Source organism: Nonomuraea sp. NPDC003560, from assembly GCF_042878785.1.
Lineage (GTDB): Bacteria > Actinomycetota > Actinomycetes > Streptosporangiales > Streptosporangiaceae > Nonomuraea.
The window spans coordinates 46,242-66,222 of the sequence record NZ_JBIAOF010000013.1 but is presented as its reverse complement, the minus strand read 5'-3'; the positions used below and the strand labels follow the sequence as shown (position 1 = coordinate 66,222).

Annotated in this window: 19 protein-coding genes and 1 pseudogene; 8 read left to right on the top strand and 12 right to left on the bottom strand. The window is 73.4% G+C overall.

Annotation, left to right across the window (positions count from 1 at the left end; all coding sequences use genetic code 11):
- The first annotated feature begins 32 nt into the window (after positions 1 to 32).
- Positions 33 to 2,222 carry an alpha-L-fucosidase gene (locus ACFYUV_RS39860; protein ID WP_387678504.1) on the top strand — a complete coding sequence of 730 codons (2,190 nt, stop codon included), beginning with the start codon at positions 33 to 35 and terminating at the stop codon, positions 2,220 to 2,222.
- Between the two features lie 51 nt (positions 2,223 to 2,273).
- Here ACFYUV_RS39860 and ACFYUV_RS39855 read toward each other — a convergent pair whose 3' ends face one another.
- Positions 2,274 to 3,821: an alpha/beta hydrolase gene (locus ACFYUV_RS39855; protein ID WP_387678501.1), complete on the bottom strand. Its 1,548-nt coding sequence runs from the start codon at positions 3,819 to 3,821 to the stop codon at positions 2,274 to 2,276.
- Positions 3,822 to 3,959: 138 nt separating this feature from the next.
- Here ACFYUV_RS39855 and ACFYUV_RS39850 point away from each other — a divergent pair, with 138 nt between their 5' ends.
- Complete coding sequence (locus ACFYUV_RS39850; RefSeq protein WP_387678498.1) at positions 3,960 to 5,162, top strand: histidine kinase; 1,203 nt, start codon at positions 3,960 to 3,962, stop codon at positions 5,160 to 5,162.
- Between the two features lie 17 nt (positions 5,163 to 5,179).
- The gene (locus ACFYUV_RS39845; RefSeq protein WP_387678495.1) at positions 5,180 to 5,866 is read left to right on the top strand and encodes a response regulator; all 687 of its coding nucleotides are present in this window, start codon (positions 5,180 to 5,182) and stop codon (positions 5,864 to 5,866) included.
- Between the two features lie 35 nt (positions 5,867 to 5,901).
- On the opposite strand, the gene ACFYUV_RS39840 is transcribed toward ACFYUV_RS39845, so the two are convergent.
- Entirely contained in the window at positions 5,902 to 6,609 is a 708-nt protein-coding gene (locus tag ACFYUV_RS39840; RefSeq protein ID WP_387678492.1) for an alpha/beta fold hydrolase, read from the bottom strand.
- 82 nt (positions 6,610 to 6,691) lie between these two features.
- Here ACFYUV_RS39840 and ACFYUV_RS39835 point away from each other — a divergent pair, with 82 nt between their 5' ends.
- Together ACFYUV_RS39835 and ACFYUV_RS39830 are read left to right on the top strand one after the other, a co-directional pair.
- Entirely contained in the window at positions 6,692 to 7,639 is a 948-nt protein-coding gene (locus ACFYUV_RS39835; protein WP_387678490.1) for a helix-turn-helix transcriptional regulator, read from the top strand.
- A gap of 131 nt (positions 7,640 to 7,770) precedes the next feature.
- The gene (locus tag ACFYUV_RS39830) at positions 7,771 to 8,154 is read left to right on the top strand and encodes a hypothetical protein (RefSeq protein WP_387678487.1); all 384 of its coding nucleotides are present in this window, start codon (positions 7,771 to 7,773) and stop codon (positions 8,152 to 8,154) included.
- Between the two features lie 37 nt (positions 8,155 to 8,191).
- Here the strand turns inward: ACFYUV_RS39830 and ACFYUV_RS39825 are convergent, their stop codons facing one another.
- Genes ACFYUV_RS39825 through ACFYUV_RS39815 form a run of 3 tightly spaced genes read right to left on the bottom strand, consistent with a single transcriptional unit; the run spans position 8,192 to position 10,439 of the window.
- Positions 8,192 to 9,886: a SulP family inorganic anion transporter gene (locus tag ACFYUV_RS39825; protein ID WP_387678485.1), complete on the bottom strand. Its 1,695-nt coding sequence runs from the start codon at positions 9,884 to 9,886 to the stop codon at positions 8,192 to 8,194.
- The gene (locus tag ACFYUV_RS39820) at positions 9,883 to 10,224 is read right to left on the bottom strand and encodes a metalloregulator ArsR/SmtB family transcription factor (RefSeq protein ID WP_352327141.1); all 342 of its coding nucleotides are present in this window, start codon (positions 10,222 to 10,224) and stop codon (positions 9,883 to 9,885) included. The genes ACFYUV_RS39825 and ACFYUV_RS39820 overlap by 4 nt, the downstream gene beginning before the upstream one ends.
- Positions 10,224 to 10,439: a hypothetical protein gene (locus ACFYUV_RS39815; protein WP_387678482.1), complete on the bottom strand. Its 216-nt coding sequence runs from the start codon at positions 10,437 to 10,439 to the stop codon at positions 10,224 to 10,226. Before ACFYUV_RS39815 ends, ACFYUV_RS39820 begins: the two co-directional genes overlap by 1 nt.
- A gap of 97 nt (positions 10,440 to 10,536) precedes the next feature.
- On the opposite strand from ACFYUV_RS39815, the pseudogene ACFYUV_RS39810 reads away from it, so the two are divergent.
- Positions 10,537 to 10,785: pseudogene (locus ACFYUV_RS39810) on the top strand (SDR family oxidoreductase); the annotation flags it as partial.
- A 54-nt stretch (positions 10,786 to 10,839) separates the two neighbouring features.
- Here the strand turns inward: ACFYUV_RS39810 and ACFYUV_RS39805 are convergent.
- The 5 genes from ACFYUV_RS39805 to ACFYUV_RS39785 form a co-directional block, all read right to left on the bottom strand.
- On the bottom strand, positions 10,840 to 12,171 hold the full coding sequence (locus tag ACFYUV_RS39805) for an amino acid permease (protein WP_387678480.1): 1,332 nt from the start codon (positions 12,169 to 12,171) through the stop codon (positions 10,840 to 10,842).
- Between the two features lie 192 nt (positions 12,172 to 12,363).
- On the bottom strand, positions 12,364 to 13,152 hold the full coding sequence (locus tag ACFYUV_RS39800) for an enoyl-CoA hydratase/isomerase family protein (RefSeq protein ID WP_387678477.1): 789 nt from the start codon (positions 13,150 to 13,152) through the stop codon (positions 12,364 to 12,366).
- Complete coding sequence (locus ACFYUV_RS39795; protein ID WP_387678474.1) at positions 13,149 to 14,771, bottom strand: AMP-binding protein; 1,623 nt, start codon at positions 14,769 to 14,771, stop codon at positions 13,149 to 13,151. Before ACFYUV_RS39795 ends, ACFYUV_RS39800 begins: the two co-directional genes overlap by 4 nt.
- The gene (locus ACFYUV_RS39790; RefSeq protein ID WP_387678471.1) at positions 14,768 to 15,397 is read right to left on the bottom strand and encodes a TetR/AcrR family transcriptional regulator; all 630 of its coding nucleotides are present in this window, start codon (positions 15,395 to 15,397) and stop codon (positions 14,768 to 14,770) included. Before ACFYUV_RS39790 ends, ACFYUV_RS39795 begins: the two co-directional genes overlap by 4 nt.
- A 43-nt stretch (positions 15,398 to 15,440) precedes the next feature.
- Positions 15,441 to 15,728: a response regulator transcription factor gene (locus ACFYUV_RS39785; RefSeq protein ID WP_387678468.1), complete on the bottom strand. Its 288-nt coding sequence runs from the start codon at positions 15,726 to 15,728 to the stop codon at positions 15,441 to 15,443.
- 122 nt (positions 15,729 to 15,850) lie between these two features.
- Here ACFYUV_RS39785 and ACFYUV_RS39780 point away from each other — a divergent pair, with 122 nt between their 5' ends.
- The gene (locus ACFYUV_RS39780) at positions 15,851 to 17,044 is read left to right on the top strand and encodes a serine hydrolase domain-containing protein (RefSeq protein WP_387678465.1); all 1,194 of its coding nucleotides are present in this window, start codon (positions 15,851 to 15,853) and stop codon (positions 17,042 to 17,044) included.
- Between the two features lies 1 nt (position 17,045).
- Here the strand turns inward: ACFYUV_RS39780 and ACFYUV_RS39775 are convergent, their stop codons facing one another.
- Positions 17,046 to 18,485, bottom strand: coding sequence for an LCP family protein (locus ACFYUV_RS39775; protein ID WP_387678463.1), 1,440 nt, complete (start codon positions 18,483 to 18,485; stop codon positions 17,046 to 17,048).
- Positions 18,486 to 18,587: 102 nt separating this feature from the next.
- Positions 18,588 to 18,839, bottom strand: a complete 252-nt coding sequence (locus ACFYUV_RS39770) for a hypothetical protein (protein ID WP_387678462.1) — start codon at positions 18,837 to 18,839, stop codon at positions 18,588 to 18,590.
- A 366-nt stretch (positions 18,840 to 19,205) separates the two neighbouring features.
- Here ACFYUV_RS39770 and ACFYUV_RS39765 point away from each other — a divergent pair, with 366 nt between their 5' ends.
- A complete protein-coding gene (locus tag ACFYUV_RS39765; protein ID WP_358301232.1) occupies positions 19,206 to 19,970 on the top strand; it encodes an ATP-binding cassette domain-containing protein in 765 nt (254 codons plus the stop codon).
- Positions 19,971 to 19,981 lie beyond the last annotated feature (11 nt).

Sequence of the window (19,981 nt, the reverse complement as noted above, 5' to 3'; positions counted from 1 at the left end):
TCCTCCAATCTCTTCACCGCTTTGGAGTGGACATGGCCCGCTTACGTCGACTTCTCGCCGTCTCCATGCTCAGTGTCATCGGATGTCTTCCCGCTCCTGCTCAGGCCGCCACGGACGGCCCCTACGAGCCGACCGTCGAATCCCTGAACAGTCACCCGACCCCTAAGTGGTTCAACAACGACAAGTTCGGCATCTTCCTCCATTGGGGGGCGTACTCCGTCCCGGCCTGGGGCCCGCGCGGCAGTTACGCCGAGTGGTACTGGTACTACATGAACTCCCCCGGGAACGCGACCAACAGCTACCACCGGGACACCTACGGGCCGGGCTTCGCCTACGACCGCTTCGCCGAGCAGTGGAAGGCCGAGAAGTTCGACGCCGCCGACTGGGTCAAGCTCTTCAACGACGCCGGGGCCAAGTACTTCGTCCTCACCTCCAAGCACCACGAGGGCGTCGCCCTGTGGGACAGCAAGGTGAGCGAGCGCGACACCATGGCGATGGGCCCGAAGCGTGACCTGGCCAAGGAGCTGTTCACCGCGGCCCGCGCCGACGGGAAGCTGCGCGCGGGCTTCTACTACTCGCTCATGGAGTGGTACAACCCGCTGTTCACCGGCCACCCGGCGACCAACCCGTACACCGGGCAGCCGGTGCCCTACACCGGGGCCCCGCAGAGCGGCGACTACGTCAAGGACTACATGCTCCCGCAGATGCGCGAGCTGATCGACGGCTACGACCCCGACATCCTGTGGTGCGACGGCCAGTGGGACCGCTCGGCCGCCCAGTGGCAGACCGCCGGGGTGATCGCCGACTACTACAACAAGGCGGCCAAGAAGGGCAAGGAGGTCGCGGTCGCCAACCGGTGCAAGATCGAGAGCGGCGCGCTGGAGAGCCACGAGCTGGACTTCCAGACGCCCGAGTACTCCGTCAAGCCGGACATCGACCCCGTCAAGTGGGAGGCCAGCCGCGGCATCGCGCACTCCTACGGCTACAACCAGAACGAGCCCATCGAGGACTACCTGACCTCCGACCAGCTCGTGGACTCCTTCGTGGACATCGTCAGCAAGAACGGCAACCTGCTGCTGGACGTGGGCCCGAAGGCCGACGGCACCATCCCCGACGTGCAGCGGGAACGGCTGCTGGACATGGGCTCCTGGCTGAAGGTCAACGGCGAGGCCATGTACGGCACCACGTACTGGACGCGCGCCGAGGAGAAGGGCGGCCCGGACGACGTCCGGTACACCGTCAAGGACGGCGTCCTCTACGCGACCGCGCTGAAGTGGCCGGGCGAGCGGCTCACGCTGGGCGCGGACGTGCCGGCGGGCCCCGGGACGCGGATCACGCTGCTCGGCTCCGACGCCGGCCCGCTGCCGTGGCAGCGCGACGAACAGGGCCGGGTGGTCGTCACCACGCCCGCCGAGACCGGGCAGTACGCCTACTCGTTCAAGATCGAGACGCCCGGGGTGACGGCCCTGCCGCGCTTCGGCACCGACCTGCCCGAGCATGTGCAGGCCGGTGAGAGCGTCACCGGCAAGGTGACCGTCACCAACCCCGGCTCCACGCCGCTGCGCGCGGCCTCGCTGACCCTCGCCGCGCCCGACGGCTGGACGGTGACGCCGGCGAGCACCCGGATCGGCCGCCTGGCCGCCGGGGCGAGCACCGAGGTGCCGGTCACCGTGACCGTGCCGCCCGGGGCCGAGCCCGCCGCGCTCGGGATCCAGGCGACGCTCAAGTCCGGACGGCTGCGCGCGGCGTACCGGCTCCCCGTCTCGGTGGTGCTGCCGAACCTGGCCCAGGGCAAGCCGGCCACCCAGCAGAGCACCGGCTACGACGCCCCGGCCGCGCGGGCCGTGGACGGCAACACCGACGGCGGCTTCTGGAACGGCTCGGTCACCCACACCCAGGAACCGGCCAGGGAAGCCTGGTGGCAGGTCGATCTGGGGGCCTCGGCCGCGCTGGACAGCGTGGAGATCTGGAACCGCACCGACTGCTGCGCCGAACGGTTGCGGGACTACTGGGTGATGTCCTCCGAGCAGCCGATCACCGCCGACGGCCTGGAGGCGGCCCGCACGACGCCGGGCGTGACCGCCGTGCACGTGCAGGAACAGGCCGGCCGGCCCAGCACGGTCAAACTGCCCGCCGGCACCACCGGCCGGCACGTGCGCATCCAGCTCTCCTCCGGCACCGACCCGCTCGCCCTGGCGGAGGTACGGGTGAGAGGCCGCTAACGCGGGCGGCGAACCATCAGCCCCTGACCGGCACGCTCGTCGGCGGGCCGGTCAGGGGCGGCAGGTCTGGTCGGTGGCGGGGAGTGCGCCGGTGGCCAGGTAGGCGTTGACCTTGGCGTCCACGCAGGCGTTGCCGTACTCGCCGTAGATCCCGTGGGCGATGGCGCCGCGCAGGGTGAGCAGGCGGGAGCCGGTCAGCGCCCGGTGCATGGCCTTGCTGCCCTCGTAGGTGGTGGCGGTGTCGCCGGTGGCGGACACGATCAGCGCGGGGGTGGGGTTGGCGACGTGCGTGAGCGGCTCGCGCGGCGCGTCCGGCCAGAAGGCGCAGGGCCAGATGTTGTTCTTGACCGGGCCGAAGAGCGGGTGACGCGCCCGGCTGCGCTGGACGTCGTCCCAGTAGACGTCGGGGTCGCCCGGCGCGGCCCGGTCGCCGCAGGTGATCGCGGCGGCCGGACTGGCCAGCGGCGAACCGGCCCCGGTCAGGACGAACGCCAGGAATCCGGCGAGCTCGGCGCCGGGTTCGGCCGGGCGGCCGTGCGCGGCCTCGTTCAGGGTCCGGACGGTGGCGGCGAACTCGGCGCGCGCCTCGGGACGGTCGTTCGCGGAGCCGACGGAGAGCAGGTACGGGACCGCCTGGTCGTCCACCTCGTACGCCCCGACGCGCAGCGGACGCTCCTCCGCGGCGGCGACGATCGTGTCCACGGTGGCGAGCACGCGGGCGGTGGTCGCGCCGAGCCCGTAGGTTCCGTGGCGTCCGGCGGCCCAGGACGCCCAGGCGCGCAGCGCGCGGTCCGCCTCGTCCTCGGAGCCCCGCATCGCCCTGGGGCCCCACTTGCCCGGGTCGCCCGCGCTGTCCAGGACCACCCGGTCGGTGCGGCCGGGGAACATCTGCGTGTAGACCGCGCCCAGGTAGCTGCCGTAGGAGTAGCCGAGGAAGGAGATCCGGCGCTCCCCCAGGGCGCGGCGCACGAGGTCGATGTCGCGGGCCGTGTCGCGGGTGTTGGCGTACGGGAGCACGTCGGCGTGCCGCTGGGCGCAGCGCTCGGCCAGGTCGCGCTGCACCGCCACCTGGTGGTCGAACCGGGCGCGGGTCGAGCCGGCCGAGCGCAGCCACAGGCCGATGGGCCAGCCGCAGTCGAGCGGCGTGCTGCGTCCGACGAAACGCGGGTCCAGGCCGATGACGTCGTACCGGGCGGCGACGTCCTTCATGGCCGCGCGTGTCCGCAGGGGCATGCCGAGCGTGCTCTCGCCGGGGCCGCCGCTGTTGAGCACCAGGGCGCCGATGCGATGGGCGCGGTCGGTCGCGGGGATGCGGGACAGCGCGAGCTTGATGGCGCGGCCGCCCGGCCTGGAGTGGTCGAGCGGGACGGCGAGCTCCGCGCAGCGCGCGCCCGCCTGGTCGAGCTGCCTGCCGACGGCGTCGTCCGGGCCCAGGGAGCAGCGTCTCCAGTCGAGCGCCGGGGGTTTCCCGCCGGTCGCCGCGGGCGCGCCGGCGTCGGCTCCGGCCGGGGGCGCGACGGCGACGGACAGGGCGATCAGGGCGGTCAGTGCGATGGCCGGGACCAGACGGCCGAGCGGCCGCACGCGTGTCGGTTTCATGGCCGGGGACGCTATTCCGGCCGGACGCCCGGCACGATACAGCCGGCCGCACGCCCTTGGTACAGCCCGCTGTAGTGTCCGGCCGCGGACGGTGACGGGATACTGGTGCCCCGGTACGCAGGTCAGGAGGAGGTGCGCATGCGTGACCGCGCTCTCCCCGCCTCGGTCTCCCGGCTGTTCTCCGGTTCGACGTCCTGGCTGTCGTCCGGCTCGGTCTCCCGGCTGTCGTCCGGGTCGGGCTACCTGCTGGGCACGCTGGCCACCGCCGTGGCAACAGCGGTCGCGCTCCCGGTGCTGCTCGCGCCGGCGGCGGGGCGGGGCTGGGCGGCCTGGCACCGCCGGCGGGCCGGGCGGCTGCTCGGCGTCCCGGCGGACGGGGTGCCGGGCGGGCGGCGGGATCTCGCCTGGGCGCTCGCGCACGTCGCCACCGGGTTCCCGCTCGGGCTGGCCGCCCTGCTGTGCCTGGGCAACATCGTGGTCGCCGCGGTGGCGATGGTCGCGTGGCAGGCGTTCCCGGCGGACGCGCGTCCCACGCTGTTCTCGTTCTTCGACGTTCCCGTGGACGATTGGGCGACCGCGCTGGCCGGCGGGTCGGCCCAGATCGTCGTCCTCGGCGCGGCGGCCTGGTGGGGGCTGCCCGCGCTGGCCCGGCTGCACGCCCGGCTGTCCCTGGCGCTGCTCGCGCCGTCGGCCCGCGAGCGGCTCACCGAGCGGGTCGACGTGCTGACCAGGAGCCGGGTCGGCGTGGTCGACGCCCACGGCGCGGAGCTCCAGCGCATCGAACGCGACCTGCACGACGGGACGCAGGCCCGCCTGGTGACCATCGCCATGCACCTCGGCCTGGCCCGCGAGTCGCTCGCCGACGACCCGGACACGGTCGCCCTGCTGCTCCAGGAGGCGCACGAGACGGCGGAGGAGGCGATGGCCGAGCTGCGCGCGGTGCTCCAGACGATCTACCCGCCGATCCTCGCCGACCGCGGGCTCGACGGCGCGCTGACGGCGCTGGCCGCCCGGTCGAGCGTGCCGGTCCACATCGAGCTCGCCGACCTGGGCGCGCTGCCGCCGTCCGTGGAGACGGTGGCCTACTACGTGATCGCCGAGGCGCTGACGAACGTGACCAAGCACGCCGCCGCCACGCGGGCGTCCCTGCGGATCGAGCGGGCCGGCGACGTGCTGTCCGTCGAGGTCACCGACGACGGCAGGGGCGGCGCCGACGAGGCGCGCGGCACCGGGATCCCCGGGATCCGCCGGCGGGTCGCCGCCCTCGACGGCACGCTGCGCCTCGACAGCCCGCCGGGCGGCCCCACCACGCTCGCCGTCCGGATGCCGTGCGCGTCGTGACCGTCGAAGGAGGTCCCTTGCGGGTCGTGATCGCCGAGGACAACGTCCTGCTGGCCAGTGGGCTGAAGCTGCTGCTGGCGGCCAGGGGCTGCCAGGTCGTCGCGGTCGTCGGCGACGGCGAGGCGTTCCTGCTCGCCGTCGCCGAGCACCGCCCCGACATCGCCATCGTCGACGTGCGGCTGCCGCCGTCGTTCCGCGACGAGGGCATCCACGCCGCGCTGCGGGCCCGCCGCGAGCACGGCGCGCTGCCCATCCTGGTGCTCTCGCAGTACGTCGAGCGCGAGTACGCCGGCGAACTGCTCGCCGACGGCCGCGGCGGCATCGGCTACCTGCTCAAGGACCGCATCGGCCGGGTGGCCGAGTTCGTCGACGCCCTGCGGCGGGTCGCGGCCGGCGGCACCGCGATGGACCCGGAAGTGGTCGCCCAGCTCTTCGCCCGCCGCGCCGACGACCCCCTCGCCGCCCTCACCGCCCGCGAGCGGGAGTCCCTGGCCCTCATGGCGCAGGGGCACGACAACGCCACCATCGCCGAGCGCATGCGCATCTCCGACAACGCCGTCCACAAGCACATCGGCAACGTCTTCGCCAAGCTCGGCCTGGCCCCGGACGACTCCGGCCACCGCCGCGTCCGCGCCGTGCTCGCCTACCTGGACGGCACGCCGCGCCCGCCCGAGCAGGCTCCCGTCCGCGAAAAGCCGCGCTGACCCCATCCCTTCCGGCAGAAACGCCCGCGCGGGCGTCAGAGCAGCGCGGCGAGCTCGGCCGGGCGCGAGAACATCGGCCAGTGGCCGGTCGGCAGCTCGGCGAACGTCCACTCGGGCGTGCCTAGCGCGGCGAACGCGGGGTTCCCCGAGTCGATCAGCTCGCGGATCAGCGCCACCGGCATGGTCGAGGCGACCATGGTCTTCGGCGTCGCCGGGATGCGCTCCGGCCGCTGCGCCGGCTGCACGGCCGCGCCCCACGGCTGGGGCGTCGCCTTCGCGCGGATCTGCTCCCATCGTTCCTCGGTCAGGCCCGCGAACTTGCCCGCCCCCTGCTCGTAGGCGGGCACGTCGAGCGCGTGGCCGTCCCCTACCTGGGCACGCCAGGCATTCTGGGTGTCCTCGTCGTTGAAGTCGATCACCGCCGCCCCGGACGGCAGCGGCCCGGCGTCCACGTAGACGACCCGGCTGAGCCGCTCGGGATGCCGGTCGGCGACCGCGGTCACCGGGACGTTCGCCCCGCTGTGCCCGACCAGGACGACGTCGTCCCATCCGTCCATCGCCGCCAGGATGTCGGCGACGTGCGTCTCCACGCCGACCTCCGGCGACAGCTCGCCGGCCCGCTCCGCCACCCCCGTCAGGGTGACCGCCCGCACCTGGTGCCCGGCGGCGCGCAGTTCGTGCGCCACCTCGTCCCAGGCCCAGGCGCCGAGCCAGAATCCGGGCACCAGCACGTAGTTCGCCATCTCGTCGTCCTTCCAAGTGAGCCGATGTCGCTACGCTAAAGCGGAAAGCGGACAGAACCCGCCCGGATAAAGAGGGTGACCTGTGTCATATCCGGCGACCCGGATGCTGGCGATGCTCGAACTGCTCCAGGCCCACCACGTGCTGGGCGGCCGCGACCTCGCCCAGCGGCTCGGCGTGGACGAACGGACCGTCCGCCGTTACGCCGCCCGGCTCGCCGACCTGGGCATCCCCGTCGCCGCCGAACGCGGCCGGTACGGCGGCTACCGGCTGATGCCCGGCTACAAGCTGCCGCCGCTGATGCTCACCGACGACGAGGCCACCGCCGTCGTCCTCGGCCTGCTCGCCGGACGCCGCCTGGGCCTGGCCGCCGAGGCCACCGAGGCCGCCCTGGCCAAGATCCGGCGGGTGCTGCCGGCCACGCTGCGGCAGCAGGCCGGCGCGCTGGAGGAGACCCTCGACTTCACCCTCGCCGCCCGCGCGGCGCGGACGCCCGCGAGCCGGGCCGTGCTGACCCTGGCCGCCGCGATCCGCGACCGCCGCCGGGTCACGCTGGGCTACCGCTCCTGGAAGGGCTCCACCACCGAACGCGAACTGGACGGCCACGGCCTGGTCTTCCACTCCGGCCGCTGGTACGTGACCGGCCTCGACCACCTGTCCGGCGAGCTGCGCACCTTCCGCCTCGACCGGATCTCCTCCGTCGTCCCCGGGACGGCCTCCTACGAGATCCCCGCGGAGTCCGACCCGGTGCGGCAGGTCACCGCGTCGCTGGCCCGGGTGCCGTACGCGCACCTCGTCGAGGTCGTGCTGGGCGTGCCCCTCGCGGAGGCGGCCCGTCGCGTCCCGCCGTCGGTGGCCACGCTCACCGAGACCCCGGACGGAGTGCTGCTGCGGATGCGCGCCGAGTCCCTGGACGGCATGGCCGCCATGCTCGCCGGGCTCGGCTTCCCGTTCACGATCCAGTCGCCGCCGGAGCTGCGCACGGCCGTCCGCCGCCTGGCCCAGAGCCTGCTGGACCAGACCTCCGAGTGAGGCGGTACTGGAGGGACGGTGCCAGCCGAGTCCGTCCGGGTCCGTCCGAGCTGCTGTTGGACACCCCGGGCCGGCCGCTTGCCTGGGGTGCGAGGCGGCCGACCGGGCCGCCCGCAGCGAAGGAGAGACCCGTGAACGCATCCAGCGCGCCGCGCCCCAGGACCAGGAAGGTCACCGCGGCCCTCGCCGCCACCGCACTCGCCGCCGGGCTCGGCCTGGCCGCCCTCGCCACCACCGCGCCGCCCGCCCAGGCGACCTCCGCGGCCGGCCCCGCGGCCGGCCCCGCGACCGGCCAGCCGGGCCTGGACCGGCTGCACGCGTACTGCCAGAGCCTGGGCCACCTCAACTCGGTGGCCCAGAATCCGAAGTCGGTCTGGAGCTGGCGCTGCGTCGGCGTGGACGGCACCATGCACGGCATCAACATGCACGACGCGTGCCGCTGGCAGCACGGCGCCGGCCTGTCCCACGCCGCCTTCCACGACGAGCGCAACGCCTTCTCCTGGTACTGCTACTGATCGCGGCGCCACCTGCCCGCCCCGCCTTCGTCGGCGGTCAGCCGATGGGGGCGGGGAGGACGCCGGTGCGGTGGAGATGGCGGCGGGCCGCCGCGATGGCCTCCGGGGTCGAGGCGAACACCTGGCCGGCCTCGTCCAGGCGGGCGATCGCGCCCAGGGCGCGCAGCGGCCGGTGGTGGCCGTCCCGGATGCCGGAGACGTACACGGTGATGCCGCGTCGTTCCAGGCGGGCGACGGCGTCGCCGAGCACCAGGGCGCCGCTGGCGTCGATCGTGGTGATGCGGGACATGCGCAGGATCACCACCGAGACGTCGGCGACCTCCGACAGCTCCAGCAGGAAGCGGTGCGCCGCGGCGAAGAACAGCGGCCCGTCCAGCCGGTAGGCGACGATGTGCTCGGCCAGCAGCTCGTGCTCCTCGGCGTCGTGGTCGCCGGGCAGGTCGGCCCGCAGGGGCACGGTGTCCAGGCGCACGTTCCCGGCGATGGCGCGCAGCGCGAGCGCCCCGGCCACGATCAGGCCGAGGATGACGGCGGTGACCAGGTCGAGGACGAGGGTCGCGACCGCGGTCGAGACCAGGACGACGGCGTCGGCCCGGGTGGAGCGCAGCATCGACGTCACCGAGCCGACCTCGACCATCCGCGCCGCGGTGGCCAGCAGCACCCCGGCCAGGGCCGCCAGCGGGATGCGGGCGACCAGCCCGGCGGCGGTGAACACGATGACGCCGAGGATCGCGGCGTGCGCGAGCGCGGCCAGCCGGGAGGACGCGCCCGCGCGCACGTTGACGGCGGTGCGGGCGATCGCGCCGGTGGCCGGGACGCCGCCGAACAGCGGGGCGACCAGGTTGGCGATGCCCTGGCCGAACAGCTCGCGGTCGGGGTCGTGCCGATGGTTGACGCTCATGCCGTCGGCGACGGCGGCCGACAACAACGATTCCAGCGCGGCGAGCGCGGCCACGGCGAACGCGGGGGCGACGAGGGAGCTCAGCGCGCCGACGTCCAGGAACTCCAGGGACGGGGCGGGCAGCCCCGCGGGCAGGGCGCCGATGCGCGTCACCGGCAACCCCGCCAGCTCGGCGACGAGCGTGGCGGCGACGACGGCGAGCAGCGAGAACGGCACCGCGGGCCGCCGGCGTCCGCCGACCAGGATCAGCGCCGCGACCGCCGCGGCCATGGCGAGGGCGGCCCAGTTCGGACGGGCGGCGAAGTCGCGTACCGCCTGCCAGGCCACGGCCAGCACCTTGTCACCCGCGGGCGTGGGCACGCCGAGCGCGGCGGGCACCTGCTGCATGCCGATCACGCAGGCGATGCCCAGGGTGAAGCCCTCCACCACCGGCGCGGGCACCAGCATCATGAACCGGCCCGCCCGGGCCAGGGCCAGGCCGAGCAGCAGCAGCCCGGCCAGCAGCCCCACCGTCAGCACGCCGGTGGCGCCGTGCGCGTGCATGATCGGGACGAGCACCACCGTCATCGCCCCGGTCGGCCCGGACACCTGCAGCGCCGAGCCGCCGAAGACGGCGGCCAGCGCGCCGGCCACCACCGCGGTGGCCAGCCCCGCCTGCGCGCCCAGCCCGCTGGAGATGCCGAAGCCGAGCGCCAGCGGCAGCGCCACGATGGCCACTGTCAGCCCGGCCAGCAGGTCGCGGCGTGGATGACGGCCGAACGCGGCCAGATCGGCCCGGCCGGGCAGGACGGGACGCAGACGGGCCCAGCCCGCCCGGAGCACTGAGGTCACCGTTCGCCGGCCTCCGATTCGAGCAGCTCGTTCAGCAGTGCGTGCCGGCCGGAGAGCTTGGCCTGGAGCAGGTGGCGGGCGGCGCGCAGCAGCTCCGCCACGTCGCCGCCGGACAGCGCGTACACGACGGTCGATCCGTCGCGGCGGGCGGTGACCAGCTCCGAGCGGCGCAGCACGGCCAGATGCTGGGACAGGCCGGTCGGCTCCACCTCGATCTCGGCCAGCAGGTCGCGCACCGGCATCGGGCCGTCCTGGAGCAGCTCCAGCACGCGGATCCGCACCGGATGTCCGAGCAGCCGGAACAGCTCGGCCTTGGCCTCGTACAGGGGGACGGACATCAGCGCGCCTCCTCTCCCCCGCGGGCCGGGCCGGGGTCCGCGCCGGGGCTCTCGTCGGTGTTCACGCCGTGCGCGCGGGCCATCCGCAGCACCTCGTCCAGCCCGCCGGCGGCGGCCAGCGCGGCGTCGGGGTCGCCGTCCTGTTCGGCCGCGCGCAGCGCGCCGGCCGCCTCATCCACCCGGCGCCGGATCGCCGCAGCGAACGCCTCGCTCACACTGTCCCCTGCCTTCATGCCTGCCTTGACGAGATAAGTGTTAAACGAATTGCGAAAATTCGCAACTCCGATACACCTGTGACGAGGCTCGTCTGTTTGTTGTCCGGCTGCCGGGGCGGACCCGTCCGCCGGCGGCCCGGCCGGCGCCTACGGGATCGCCAAGCGCGCGTTGAACCGCTGGGTGCGCAGAGCCGCCCCCACGCCGGAGTGGGCGGGCGCCGGCATCGCGCTCAACGCCGTCGCCTCCGGCGTCGTGGACACGCCGGCGGCCGCCTGGATCTTCGCAAGCGAGGAGGCGCGGGCCGCGGTGGAGGCGGCGCTGGTCGGCGACCTCCATTGGCGCTGACGGCGCTGAGGGCCGCCGACCGGCCACCGCTCAGGCCACCGCTCAGGCCGTCGTTCAGGCGACCGCGTCGGCGGGCTGTTTGCGGCGGGATCTGATCTCGTAGGCGAGCAGCGTGCCGCCGACGGCCACGGCGACCGCCCCGACCACGGGAAGCGCCTCGGCGGACGAGGCCACGGCGACGAACGCCAGCACAAGCAGCGCCACCACCACCCGGCTCAGCCAGGGGAAACCCCACATGCGCAGCCGCAGCAGCTCGGGCGACTCGGCCTCCATACGCCGGCGCAGCCGGAGCTGGCTGAGCGCCACGAAGACGTAGAGCAGCAGCACCAGCAGCCCGACGGTGTTGATCAGCAGGTCGAAGGCGTCGTCGCCGACCGCGAACGCGCCGGCCATCAGGGCCAGCGCGAGCGCGCCGCCGCCGAGCAGCGCGGGCGCGGGCACCCCGGACGCCCGCACCCGCGCCGCCGCGGCGGGGGCGTCGCCGCGGGCGGCCATCGCGCACAGGACGCGCGAGGCGGCGTACAGCGCGGCGTTCATCACCGACACGACCGCGACCAGGATCACCCAGGTCATCAGGGTCGCCGCGCCGGGGACGCCGAGCTCGGCGATGGCGGCCGCGAACGGGCTGTCCGCGCCGCCCGCCGGGACGCGGTTCCACGGCACGACCGCCACGATGACCAGCACCGAGCCGACGTAGAAGATCAGCACCCGCCAGACCACCCGTAGGGTGGCTCGCGCGACCTCCTTGGCGGGTTCGGCCGACTCGGCGGCCGCGATGGTGACGATCTCCGCCCCGAAGTAGGAGAACAGCACGGTGACGAGCGCGGTGAGGACCGCTCCCCAGCCCTTGGGGGCGAACCCGCCGTGTCCGGTCAGCGCGCTGAGACCGGCGCCGCCGCCGGACGGCCACAGCCCCAGGACGTACAGCGCCCCGGCGGCGAGGAAGGCCACGATCACCACGACCTTGACCGAGGCCAGCCAGAACTCGGTCTCGCCGAACAGCCGTACCGAGACCAGGTTGGCCGCGGTGAGCGCCGCCAGCAGCGCGACGGCCGTCGGCAGCACGGGGACGGCGCCGGACAGGGAGTGCAGCAGCTTGGCCCCCGCCACACCCTCGAACGCGACCGCGACGATCGCGAACAGCCAGTAGCACCAGCCCACCAGGAACCCGGCGCGCGGCCCGAGGGCGGCACGGGCGTAGTCGGCGAACGAGCCCGCAGAGGGCCGGGCGGCGGCCATCTCGCCGAGCATCCGCATCACCAGGACGACGATCAGGCCGCCCAGGGCGTAGGCGACCAGCGCCGCCGGGCCGGTGTCGGCGATCACCTTGCCGCTGCTGACGAACAGGCCGGCGCTGATGACGCCGCCGAGCCCGATCATGGTCATGTGGCGTCGTTTGAGTCCGCGGTGGAGCGATCCCCCGCTGTCGTGCCCGGTCATGGCGTTCGGCTCCCTGCTGTTCTCGGATAGGGGAGATCGGACCCCGGCCCATGGCCGGGCCGGGTCTGGTTGATCGCGGGGGCGGTACGGACGGCGCGGTCAGTGGCCGCAGTCAGTGGTAGCGGTCAGTGGTAGCGGTCAGTGGCCGCGGTAGACGGCGGGGCGCCGTTCGACGAAGGAGCGGACGCCTTCGCGCACGTCCTGGCCGCGCAGGCAGGCCAGCAGCCCTTCGGCCTCCAGGTCGAGCACCTCTTCCAGGTCCAGCTCCCAGACCTGCCGCATGGCCTGCTTGATCAGGCGTACCGGGGTGGGCGCCGCGGCGGCGACGCGTTCGGCCAGCTCCAGCGCCGTGTCGAGCAGGTCGGCGTCGGGGACCAGCCTGCTGACCAGCCCGGCGCGGTACGCCTCGGCGGCGCCGACGGTCTCCCCCGTCAGCAGCAGGTCCACCGCGCGGCCGTGGCCGACCAGGCGGGGCAGCGAGTACAGCACGCCGTTGCTCGGGAACAGGCCGCGGTGCACCTCCTTGAAGGCGAACGAGGCGGCGTGGCCGGCCAGCCGCAGGTCGCTGGCGATGGCCAGCTCCACGCCGACGCCGACCGCGATCCCGTTGACCGCCGAGATGATCACCTTGGGGTGGGTGGTGAAGCGGCGGGTGAGGTCCTGGAGCGCGGCGGTCCGTTCGACCAGGTCGGCGTCGGACCCGGCGGCGAGCTGCGCGCCGGCCTCCTTCAGGTCGGTCCCGGCCGAGAAGGCGCGGCCGGTGCCGGTGAGCACCAGCGCGCCCACCGCGTCGTCGCGGGCGGCCTCGTCCAGGACGGCGACCAGCTCGCCGTAGGTGCGCTGCCGGAAGGCGTTCAGCACCTCGGGCCGGTCGAAGGCGACCACCAGGGCCGAGCCGGCGCGGCGCACCCGCAGATCGGTGCTCATCGGTTTGCCTCCCGGGCGTCGTAGGCGCCGTCCCGTCCGGGCGGCAGCAGGTGTTTGGCGATGCGTTCGGACGGCGTCATCGGGAACGCCTCGACGAACTCCACGAACCGCGGCGTCTTGAAGTCGGCCAGCCGGGCCCGGACGTAGTCGACCAGCTCGTGCGGCTCGACGGGCTCGGCGACCTGCACGAACGCCTTGACCTCCTCGCCGAACAGCTCGTCGGGCACCGGGATCACGGCGGCGGCGCGCACGGCCGGATGGCCGGTCAGCACCGCCTCCACCTCGGCGGCGGCGACGTTCTCGCTGCCGCGCCGGATCATCTCCTTGAGCCGTCCGACCAGGTGGTAGTGGCCGCGGGCGTCCCGGCTGCCGAGGTCGCCCATGGGGTACCAGCCGTCGCGCAGCAGCGGCTCGTCCCGGTTCCAGTAGCCGGTCAGCATCGGCCGGCCGCGGACCATGATCTCGCCGACCTCGCCGTCCGGGGCGTCGGATCCGTCCGGTAAGACGATCTTGACCTCCTTGCCGGGGACGGGCCGGCCCATGGCGCCGGTGCCGACGCACGCGGTGTCCTCCGGCCGGACGGCCAGCACGACCCCGGCCTCGGTGCTGCCGTACGCCTCCCGCCAGGGCGCGCCCCAGCGCTCCTCGATCGCGGCGTGCAGAGCGGGCGCGATGCCCGAGCACAGGACGAGCCGGACGCGGTGGGCCCGGTCCCGTTCGGGGTCGGGCGGCTGCTTGAGCAGCAGCAGCGGCATCGTGCCGAGGACGTAGAAGAAGGTGGCGCCGTGCTCACGCACCGAGGGCCAGAAGCCGGAGGCGGAGAAGCGCGGCAGGATCACCAGCGGGATGCCGGTCAGCAGGCACAGCACCGTGTTCCACTGCGGGTCCATGTAGTAGAACGGCTGGGCGGTGAGGTCCACGTCGTCCGGGGTGACGGCGGCGACGTCGGCCGCCAGCTCGGCCAGGTGCAGCCAGTAGCGGTGGGTGAGCATGCAGCCCTTGGGGAACCCGGTGGTGCCCGAGGTGTACTGGAGGTTGAGCAGGTCGTCCCAGCCGACGTCGGGCAGGTCGGGGGCGCCGGGCGCGGCGGCGCTCTCGGCCCCCGCGTCGAAGGCGCCCGGGGGGACGGGCTCGGGCGCGGGCCCTGCGTCGGCGGCGTCGAGCAGCCCGACCTCGCCCAGGCCCAGCGCCAGCAGCGCACCGGCCACGGCGGCCGAGCCGGCCAGGGCCAGCACCGGCGCGGAGTCCTTGACGACGTGGGCCAGGTCGGCGCTGCGATAACCGGGGTTCAGCGGGACGATCACCGCGCCCAGCTTGGCGATCGCCAGCCAGGCGACCGGGAAGCCGACGCCGTTGGCGAGCATCACCGCGACCCGGTCGCCGCGGCGGACGCCGTGCCCGGCCAGCACGCCCGCCAGCCGGTCGGTCCGCCGCTCCACCTGCGCGACGGTGGTCTCGACGCCGCCGAAGCGGAACAGCACCCGGTCGCCGTGCGCGGCGGCCCGGTCCCTGAGCAACCCGCCGAGGCCCCCGGCGATCCGCCGGGCCGCTTCCCCGCCGAGGCCGTCCGCGATCGGCCCGGCCGCTCCCCCGCCGTACGACGGCGGTGCGGCCGTCACGCCCGCCGCCGGGTGGCCATGTCGAACATCGTCGTCAGCTCGGCGGCGCAGTCGGCCAGGTCGACGGCCTCCTCGTCGAAGACCCACTGGAGCATGACGCCGTCGATCGCGCCCTGGACGGTGGCGGCCAGCGTGCGCGGCGAGAAGTCGCGGAAGTCGCCGCTGTCCTGGCCGCGCCGCAGGATGCCCTCCAGGTGGTGGCGGCACGGGTCGTACATGTCGGCGTTGAACCGGCGCTTGGCCTCGGGCGATCCGAAGCTGCCCCAGATGTCCACCAGCGCGACGAAGTTGGCGCGGTTGGCCGCCATGAACTCGAAGCTCGCCTCGATGAAGGCGCGCAGCCGGTGCGGGGCGTCCGGCGCCCGGTCCACCCGAGCCTTGATGAACCGGTTGCTCTCGGTGAACAGGGCGTTGACGACCTGCTGGATCAGTTCGTCCCGGCCGGCGAAGTGGTAGGAGATCACGCCCCTGCTGACGCCGACGTCCTGGGCGATCCGGGCCAGCGACGCCTGGGGCAGCCCGGCGCTGGCGATGGTGGAGATGGCTCCCTCCACGATCTGCCGCCGCCGGGCCTCCTCGATGAACGAGGCCTTCTTCTGGCCGTCCTGATCGATTTTTGACCGCATGGCCAGGATTCAAGCCCGGCGGACGGCGTCCGGCAAGCCCCGCTCACCGACTGTGCGGTTTCCCCCACCCCTCGCCCGGCCGTTCCCCGGGCCGCCTCCCGGGCCGGCCGGTCGCCGCGAGGTAGTGCAGCACCGCCAGCACCCGGCGGTTGCCGGCCGCCGACGCGGGCAGGCCGAGTTTGGCGAACACCGCGGTGACGTGCTTCTCCACCGCGCTCAGCGACAGGTACAGCTGGTCGGCGATGCCGGTGTTGGACCAGCCCTCGGCCATCAGGGCGAGCACCTCGCGCTCCCGGGGCAGCAGGGACTCGTCCCAGCCGGGGTCGGGCATGGCGGCACCTCCTCGGTGCGGGAAACCGCAAGATCCGGGCGAACCTCTTGTCTCACTCATACCATCTGGATTAAATCCTGGCCATGCGGTCAAAAAATCATCATCATGCCCAGAAAACCTGCGTGCTCGGCGCCGTCCTGGCCGGCGTGGTGCTCGGCGGCGGCCTCGCCGTCCCGGCCCACGCCCGGACGGCGCACGTCCCCGCCGCCGCGGCCCGGAGCGCCACGGACGCCACCGCCACCGACGCCACCGACGCCACCGACGCCACCGACGCCACCGACGAGCAGCTCCGCTGCCTGCTGGACGACGTCGTCAAGCCGCCCGTGCCCGGCGCGATCCTCACCGTGACCGGCCCCGGCCGGGCCTTCGACTTCGCGGCCGGCGTGTACGAGCTGGGCGGACGCGCCCTGCGCAGCTCCGACGCCTTCCGCACGGCCAGCGTCACGAAGACGATGACCGCGGCCGTCGCGCTCCGCCTGGCCGAACGCGGCGACCTGCGCCTGGACGCTCCCATCAGCGCATACCTGGACCGAAAGCTGGTCGCGCGCATCCCGTACGGGTCGCGGATCACCGTCCGGCAGCTCCTCGACCACACCGCCGGCCTGTACGACTACGTGGGCGACGAGAAGTGGTTCCAGTACGTGCTCGACCACCCGGACAAGACCTGGAAGCCGCTGGAGCTGGTCGACTGGGCGCTTCGGTCGGGCAAGCCCTACTTCGCCCCCGCCAAGGGCTACCACTACTCCGACACGGGCTACGTCCTGGCCGGGATGGTCATCGAGAGGGCCGGCCGCGAGCCGCTGCACCGGCTGTACCGGTCGTTGCTGCTGGAGCCGCTGAAGATGGACCGCACGTACCTGGAGTGGTGGGAGCCGCACCGCGGCTCGCGCGCCCACAACTACCTCGGCGAGCGCGACACCTACGACCACAACCCGACGTTCGACACCTTCGGCGGCGGCGGCCTGGTCTCCACCGGGGCCGACCTCAACCGGTTCATGCGCGGCCTGTTCGAGGGCAAGGTCTTCAAGCACCCGGCGACGCTGCGGGCGATGTTGCGCAGCACTCCGCAGAGCGTCAAGGCCGGGTCGCCGTACGGGCTGGGCATCGCCCGGCTGACCGCGACGGGCGATGCCGCCTACGGGCACAGCGGCTTCTTCGGCGCGTTCCAGATCTACGTGCCGAAGCAGCGGCTCGCGATGACCGGCACCCTCACCCAGGCGGAGACCGTGTCCAAGAAGCAGAGCAGCGCGTTCATCGAGAACGCCCTGCGGGTGAGCCTCGGCAAGCCGCCCACCGGTCCCTGCGCGCGCCCGTAGCTCAGGCCACGCAGGAGTCGGCCAGCTTCCCCGACGACGCCATCGCCGTCCTGGTGGGCGTGCCCGACGGCCGGGCGGACGGTGTGCTCGACGGTGTGCCCGACGGCGTGCCCGCGGCGACGGTGGCGGGCGCGCGGTGCGAGCGGAGAATGGCCCTGCGGACGTCGGCCCGGATGCGTGGGAAGTCCGGGTAGGCCGGGTTGTAGCGCGGCGGGACGATCGACAACGTCCCCACCCGGGCGCCCTTGACCTTGTCGGCCAGCGGCACCAGGTCCTGCAGCAGCCCGCGCGGGATGTCGGTCCGGAACGTCTGCCGGGCCGCGCCGGCCAGCTGCTTGAACTTCAGCAGCACGTTGGCCGGGTCGAGCTGGTCGAGCATGGCGGAGATGACGCAGTGCTGGCGGCGCATCCGGGTGTGGTTGTCGCCTCCGGCGCAGCTGGAGCCGTCGTGGTCGCGGGCCCTGCCGTACCAGAGCGCGTCGTTGCCGTTCAGCCGGCGGGTGCCCGCCTTGATCACGCCGCCGTCGCTGCGGCCCACGCCGTAGCAGATGTCCTGCTCGACGTGGATGCGCACGCCGCCGAGGGCGTCGATCAGCCGGGCCACGCCCCACATGTTGACCAGCACGTAGTAGTCGATCTTGAGGCCGAGGATCTCGCCGACCGCGCCCTTGACGGCGTCCGGGGCCCGGGTGGGCGAGTTGCGGAACAGCGCGGGATGGGTGTCGGCGTAGGCCCAGACGCCGTTCAGCAGGTCCTCCGACTCCCGCCCGGCCCCGGCGATGTAGAAGCCCTTGGGCGGCGGGAACAGCCGGCCCATCACGCTCCCCTTGGGGAAGGGCGCGTTCTCCATCTCCCTGGGCAGCGCGAACAGCACGGTGTCGCCGGTCCTGACGTCGATGCTGGCGACGTTGACGCTGTCGGTGCGGATGCTCGTCCCGTTGCGGCCGCGCGCGCCGTCGCCGCCGAGCAGCAGGATGTTCACCCTCGTCCGGCCGGCCCACGGGTCGGCGTGGTTGATGGGCGTGGGCTCGGGGGCGTTGAACACGTCGGTCAGCGTGGCGTCGAACTGCGACACCGTCTGCGAGGCCACCACGAACGGCGACACGACGGCCGCGACCAGCAGCAGCGCCACGCCGTCCGACCAGACCAGCCGCCGCCGCGGCCGCAGCACGGTGTAGGAGGCGACCACCAGCAGCCCCCACGCGACGCCGACGCCGATGGCGCCACCGGTGATCGCCGAGGCCCAGGCGGCCTGGGTCGCCATGGCCCACCCGCCCGCCGAGGCCACGACGAGGGCCACCGCCACGCCCGCGGCCAGGAACAGCCCCAGCAGGCCGAACCCGAGCAGGCGGTACCCGGCCCGCAGATGGGCCGCGCCCGGAATGACGATCGACAGCGCTGCCCAGCCGATGGCTGCCCCCGCGCCCCGTTTGGTGCCCATCCGCCCTCATGATCTCTATGTGGTACGTCCCCCGAGATCATAGGTTCGGGGCTGATTGCCCATGTACGCAACTTATCCAGCGGAATATGCGGAAGAACGGCGTCAGTCCACGTACGCCCACAGGTCGTAGGTGGTGGAGCCCGGGTAGCTCTGCGGATAGTGCGTGCTGCACCACCAGGTCTGCCAGCGCCCGTTCTGCCGGCCCGACTGGCCGAAGGAGACGCAGATGTCGTACGGCAGGCCGGTGTAGACGACCTGGAGCGTGGACGTGGCGTCCGCCGGCGTGCTCATGGCCAGGACGGGCGCCAGGGTGGTGACCGCGGCAAGCGCCAGGGCGGTGATTGCGCGACGCATCGGCTCTCCCCTCGTCAAGGGTCGGATTGTGTGAGAAGCGATCACCGTGAATTGCACGACAGAGCTCGTCCCCACCGCAGGATCGGCCCTCGCGCGGCCCCGGCGACCAGCGCGAACGTCCCGCGGGCGATGAAAGGTTCATCCCGCCGCCCCTGACGGCGTCAGGACGGGGTCGTGCCGTGTCAGCACGGCGTCGGCGCGGTGTCAGCGCGGCCCGCGAAGGTGAACGCCATGAACACCTCGGCGATCACGGCTATTCGGTGTTGCTAGGTACCAGTACTTCGTGCCACTATATAGCCGGTAGTCAGCACCACTAAGTAGCCGCGCCGACGGCGAGACCCCCGGAAGAGAAGACAGGGCCAAGTGATGACGACACGACAAGCTCCGGCGATCCAGGTGCACGGCCTGGAGAAGTCGTACAAGGAACTGCACGTGCTGCGCGGCGTGGACTTCGAGGTGGCGCGGGGCAGCATCTTCGCCCTGCTCGGCTCGAACGGCGCGGGCAAGACCACGCTGGTGAAGATCCTGGCCACGCTGCTCAAGGCCGACGCCGGCACGGCCAGGGTCAACGGCCTCGACGTCGCCGGGCAGGCCGCCCAGGTGCGCGAGTCCATCAGCCTCACCGGCCAGTTCGCCGCCGTGGACGAGATCCTCAGCGGGCGCGAGAACCTCGTGCTGGTCGCCCGGCTGCGGCACCTGAAGAACCCCGGCAAGATCGCCGACGACCTGCTCGAACGCTTCTCGCTGACCGAGGCGGGCGGCCGGAAGGCGGCGACGTACTCGGGCGGCATGCGCCGCCGCCTCGACATCGCGATGAGCCTCATCGGCGACCCGCCGGTCATCTTCCTCGACGAGCCGACCACCGGCCTCGACCCCCAGGCGCGCATCGAGGTGTGGCAGGCCGTCAAGGAGCTCGCCGCCCAGGGCACCACCGTGCTGCTCACCACCCAGTACCTGGACGAGGCCGAGCAGCTCGCGGACCGGATCGCGATCCTGCACGAGGGCCGGATCATCGTCAACGGCACCCTCGCCGAGCTCAAGCAACTCCTCCCGCCCGCCAAGGTCGAGTACGTCGAGAAGCAGCCGACCCTGGAGGACGTCTTCCTCACCCTCGTCGGCACGAAAGCCTAAGGACCCCCACC

What these genes read in the sequence shown, in the direction of transcription:
- ACFYUV_RS39860 (WP_387678504.1), top strand. Translation starts at nt 33, where the DNA reads ATGGCCCGCTTACGTCGACTTCTCGCCGTCTCCATGCTCAGTGTCATC.
- ACFYUV_RS39855 (WP_387678501.1), bottom strand. Translation starts at nt 3,821, where the DNA reads ATGAAACCGACACGCGTGCGGCCGCTCGGCCGTCTGGTCCCGGCCATC.
- ACFYUV_RS39850 (WP_387678498.1), top strand. Translation starts at nt 3,960, where the DNA reads ATGCGTGACCGCGCTCTCCCCGCCTCGGTCTCCCGGCTGTTCTCCGGT.
- ACFYUV_RS39840 (WP_387678492.1), bottom strand. Translation starts at nt 6,609, where the DNA reads ATGGCGAACTACGTGCTGGTGCCCGGATTCTGGCTCGGCGCCTGGGCC.
- ACFYUV_RS39820 (WP_352327141.1), bottom strand. Translation starts at nt 10,224, where the DNA reads ATGTCCGTCCCCCTGTACGAGGCCAAGGCCGAGCTGTTCCGGCTGCTC.
- ACFYUV_RS39805 (WP_387678480.1), bottom strand. Translation starts at nt 12,171, where the DNA reads ATGACCATGATCGGGCTCGGCGGCGTCATCAGCGCCGGCCTGTTCGTC.
- ACFYUV_RS39800 (WP_387678477.1), bottom strand. Translation starts at nt 13,152, where the DNA reads ATGAGCACCGATCTGCGGGTGCGCCGCGCCGGCTCGGCCCTGGTGGTC.
- ACFYUV_RS39790 (WP_387678471.1), bottom strand. Translation starts at nt 15,397, where the DNA reads ATGCGGTCAAAAATCGATCAGGACGGCCAGAAGAAGGCCTCGTTCATC.
- ACFYUV_RS39785 (WP_387678468.1), bottom strand. Translation starts at nt 15,728, where the DNA reads ATGCCCGACCCCGGCTGGGACGAGTCCCTGCTGCCCCGGGAGCGCGAG.
- ACFYUV_RS39775 (WP_387678463.1), bottom strand. Translation starts at nt 18,485, where the DNA reads ATGGGCACCAAACGGGGCGCGGGGGCAGCCATCGGCTGGGCAGCGCTG.
- ACFYUV_RS39770 (WP_387678462.1), bottom strand. Translation starts at nt 18,839, where the DNA reads ATGCGTCGCGCAATCACCGCCCTGGCGCTTGCCGCGGTCACCACCCTG.
- ACFYUV_RS39765 (WP_358301232.1), top strand. Translation starts at nt 19,206, where the DNA reads ATGACGACACGACAAGCTCCGGCGATCCAGGTGCACGGCCTGGAGAAG.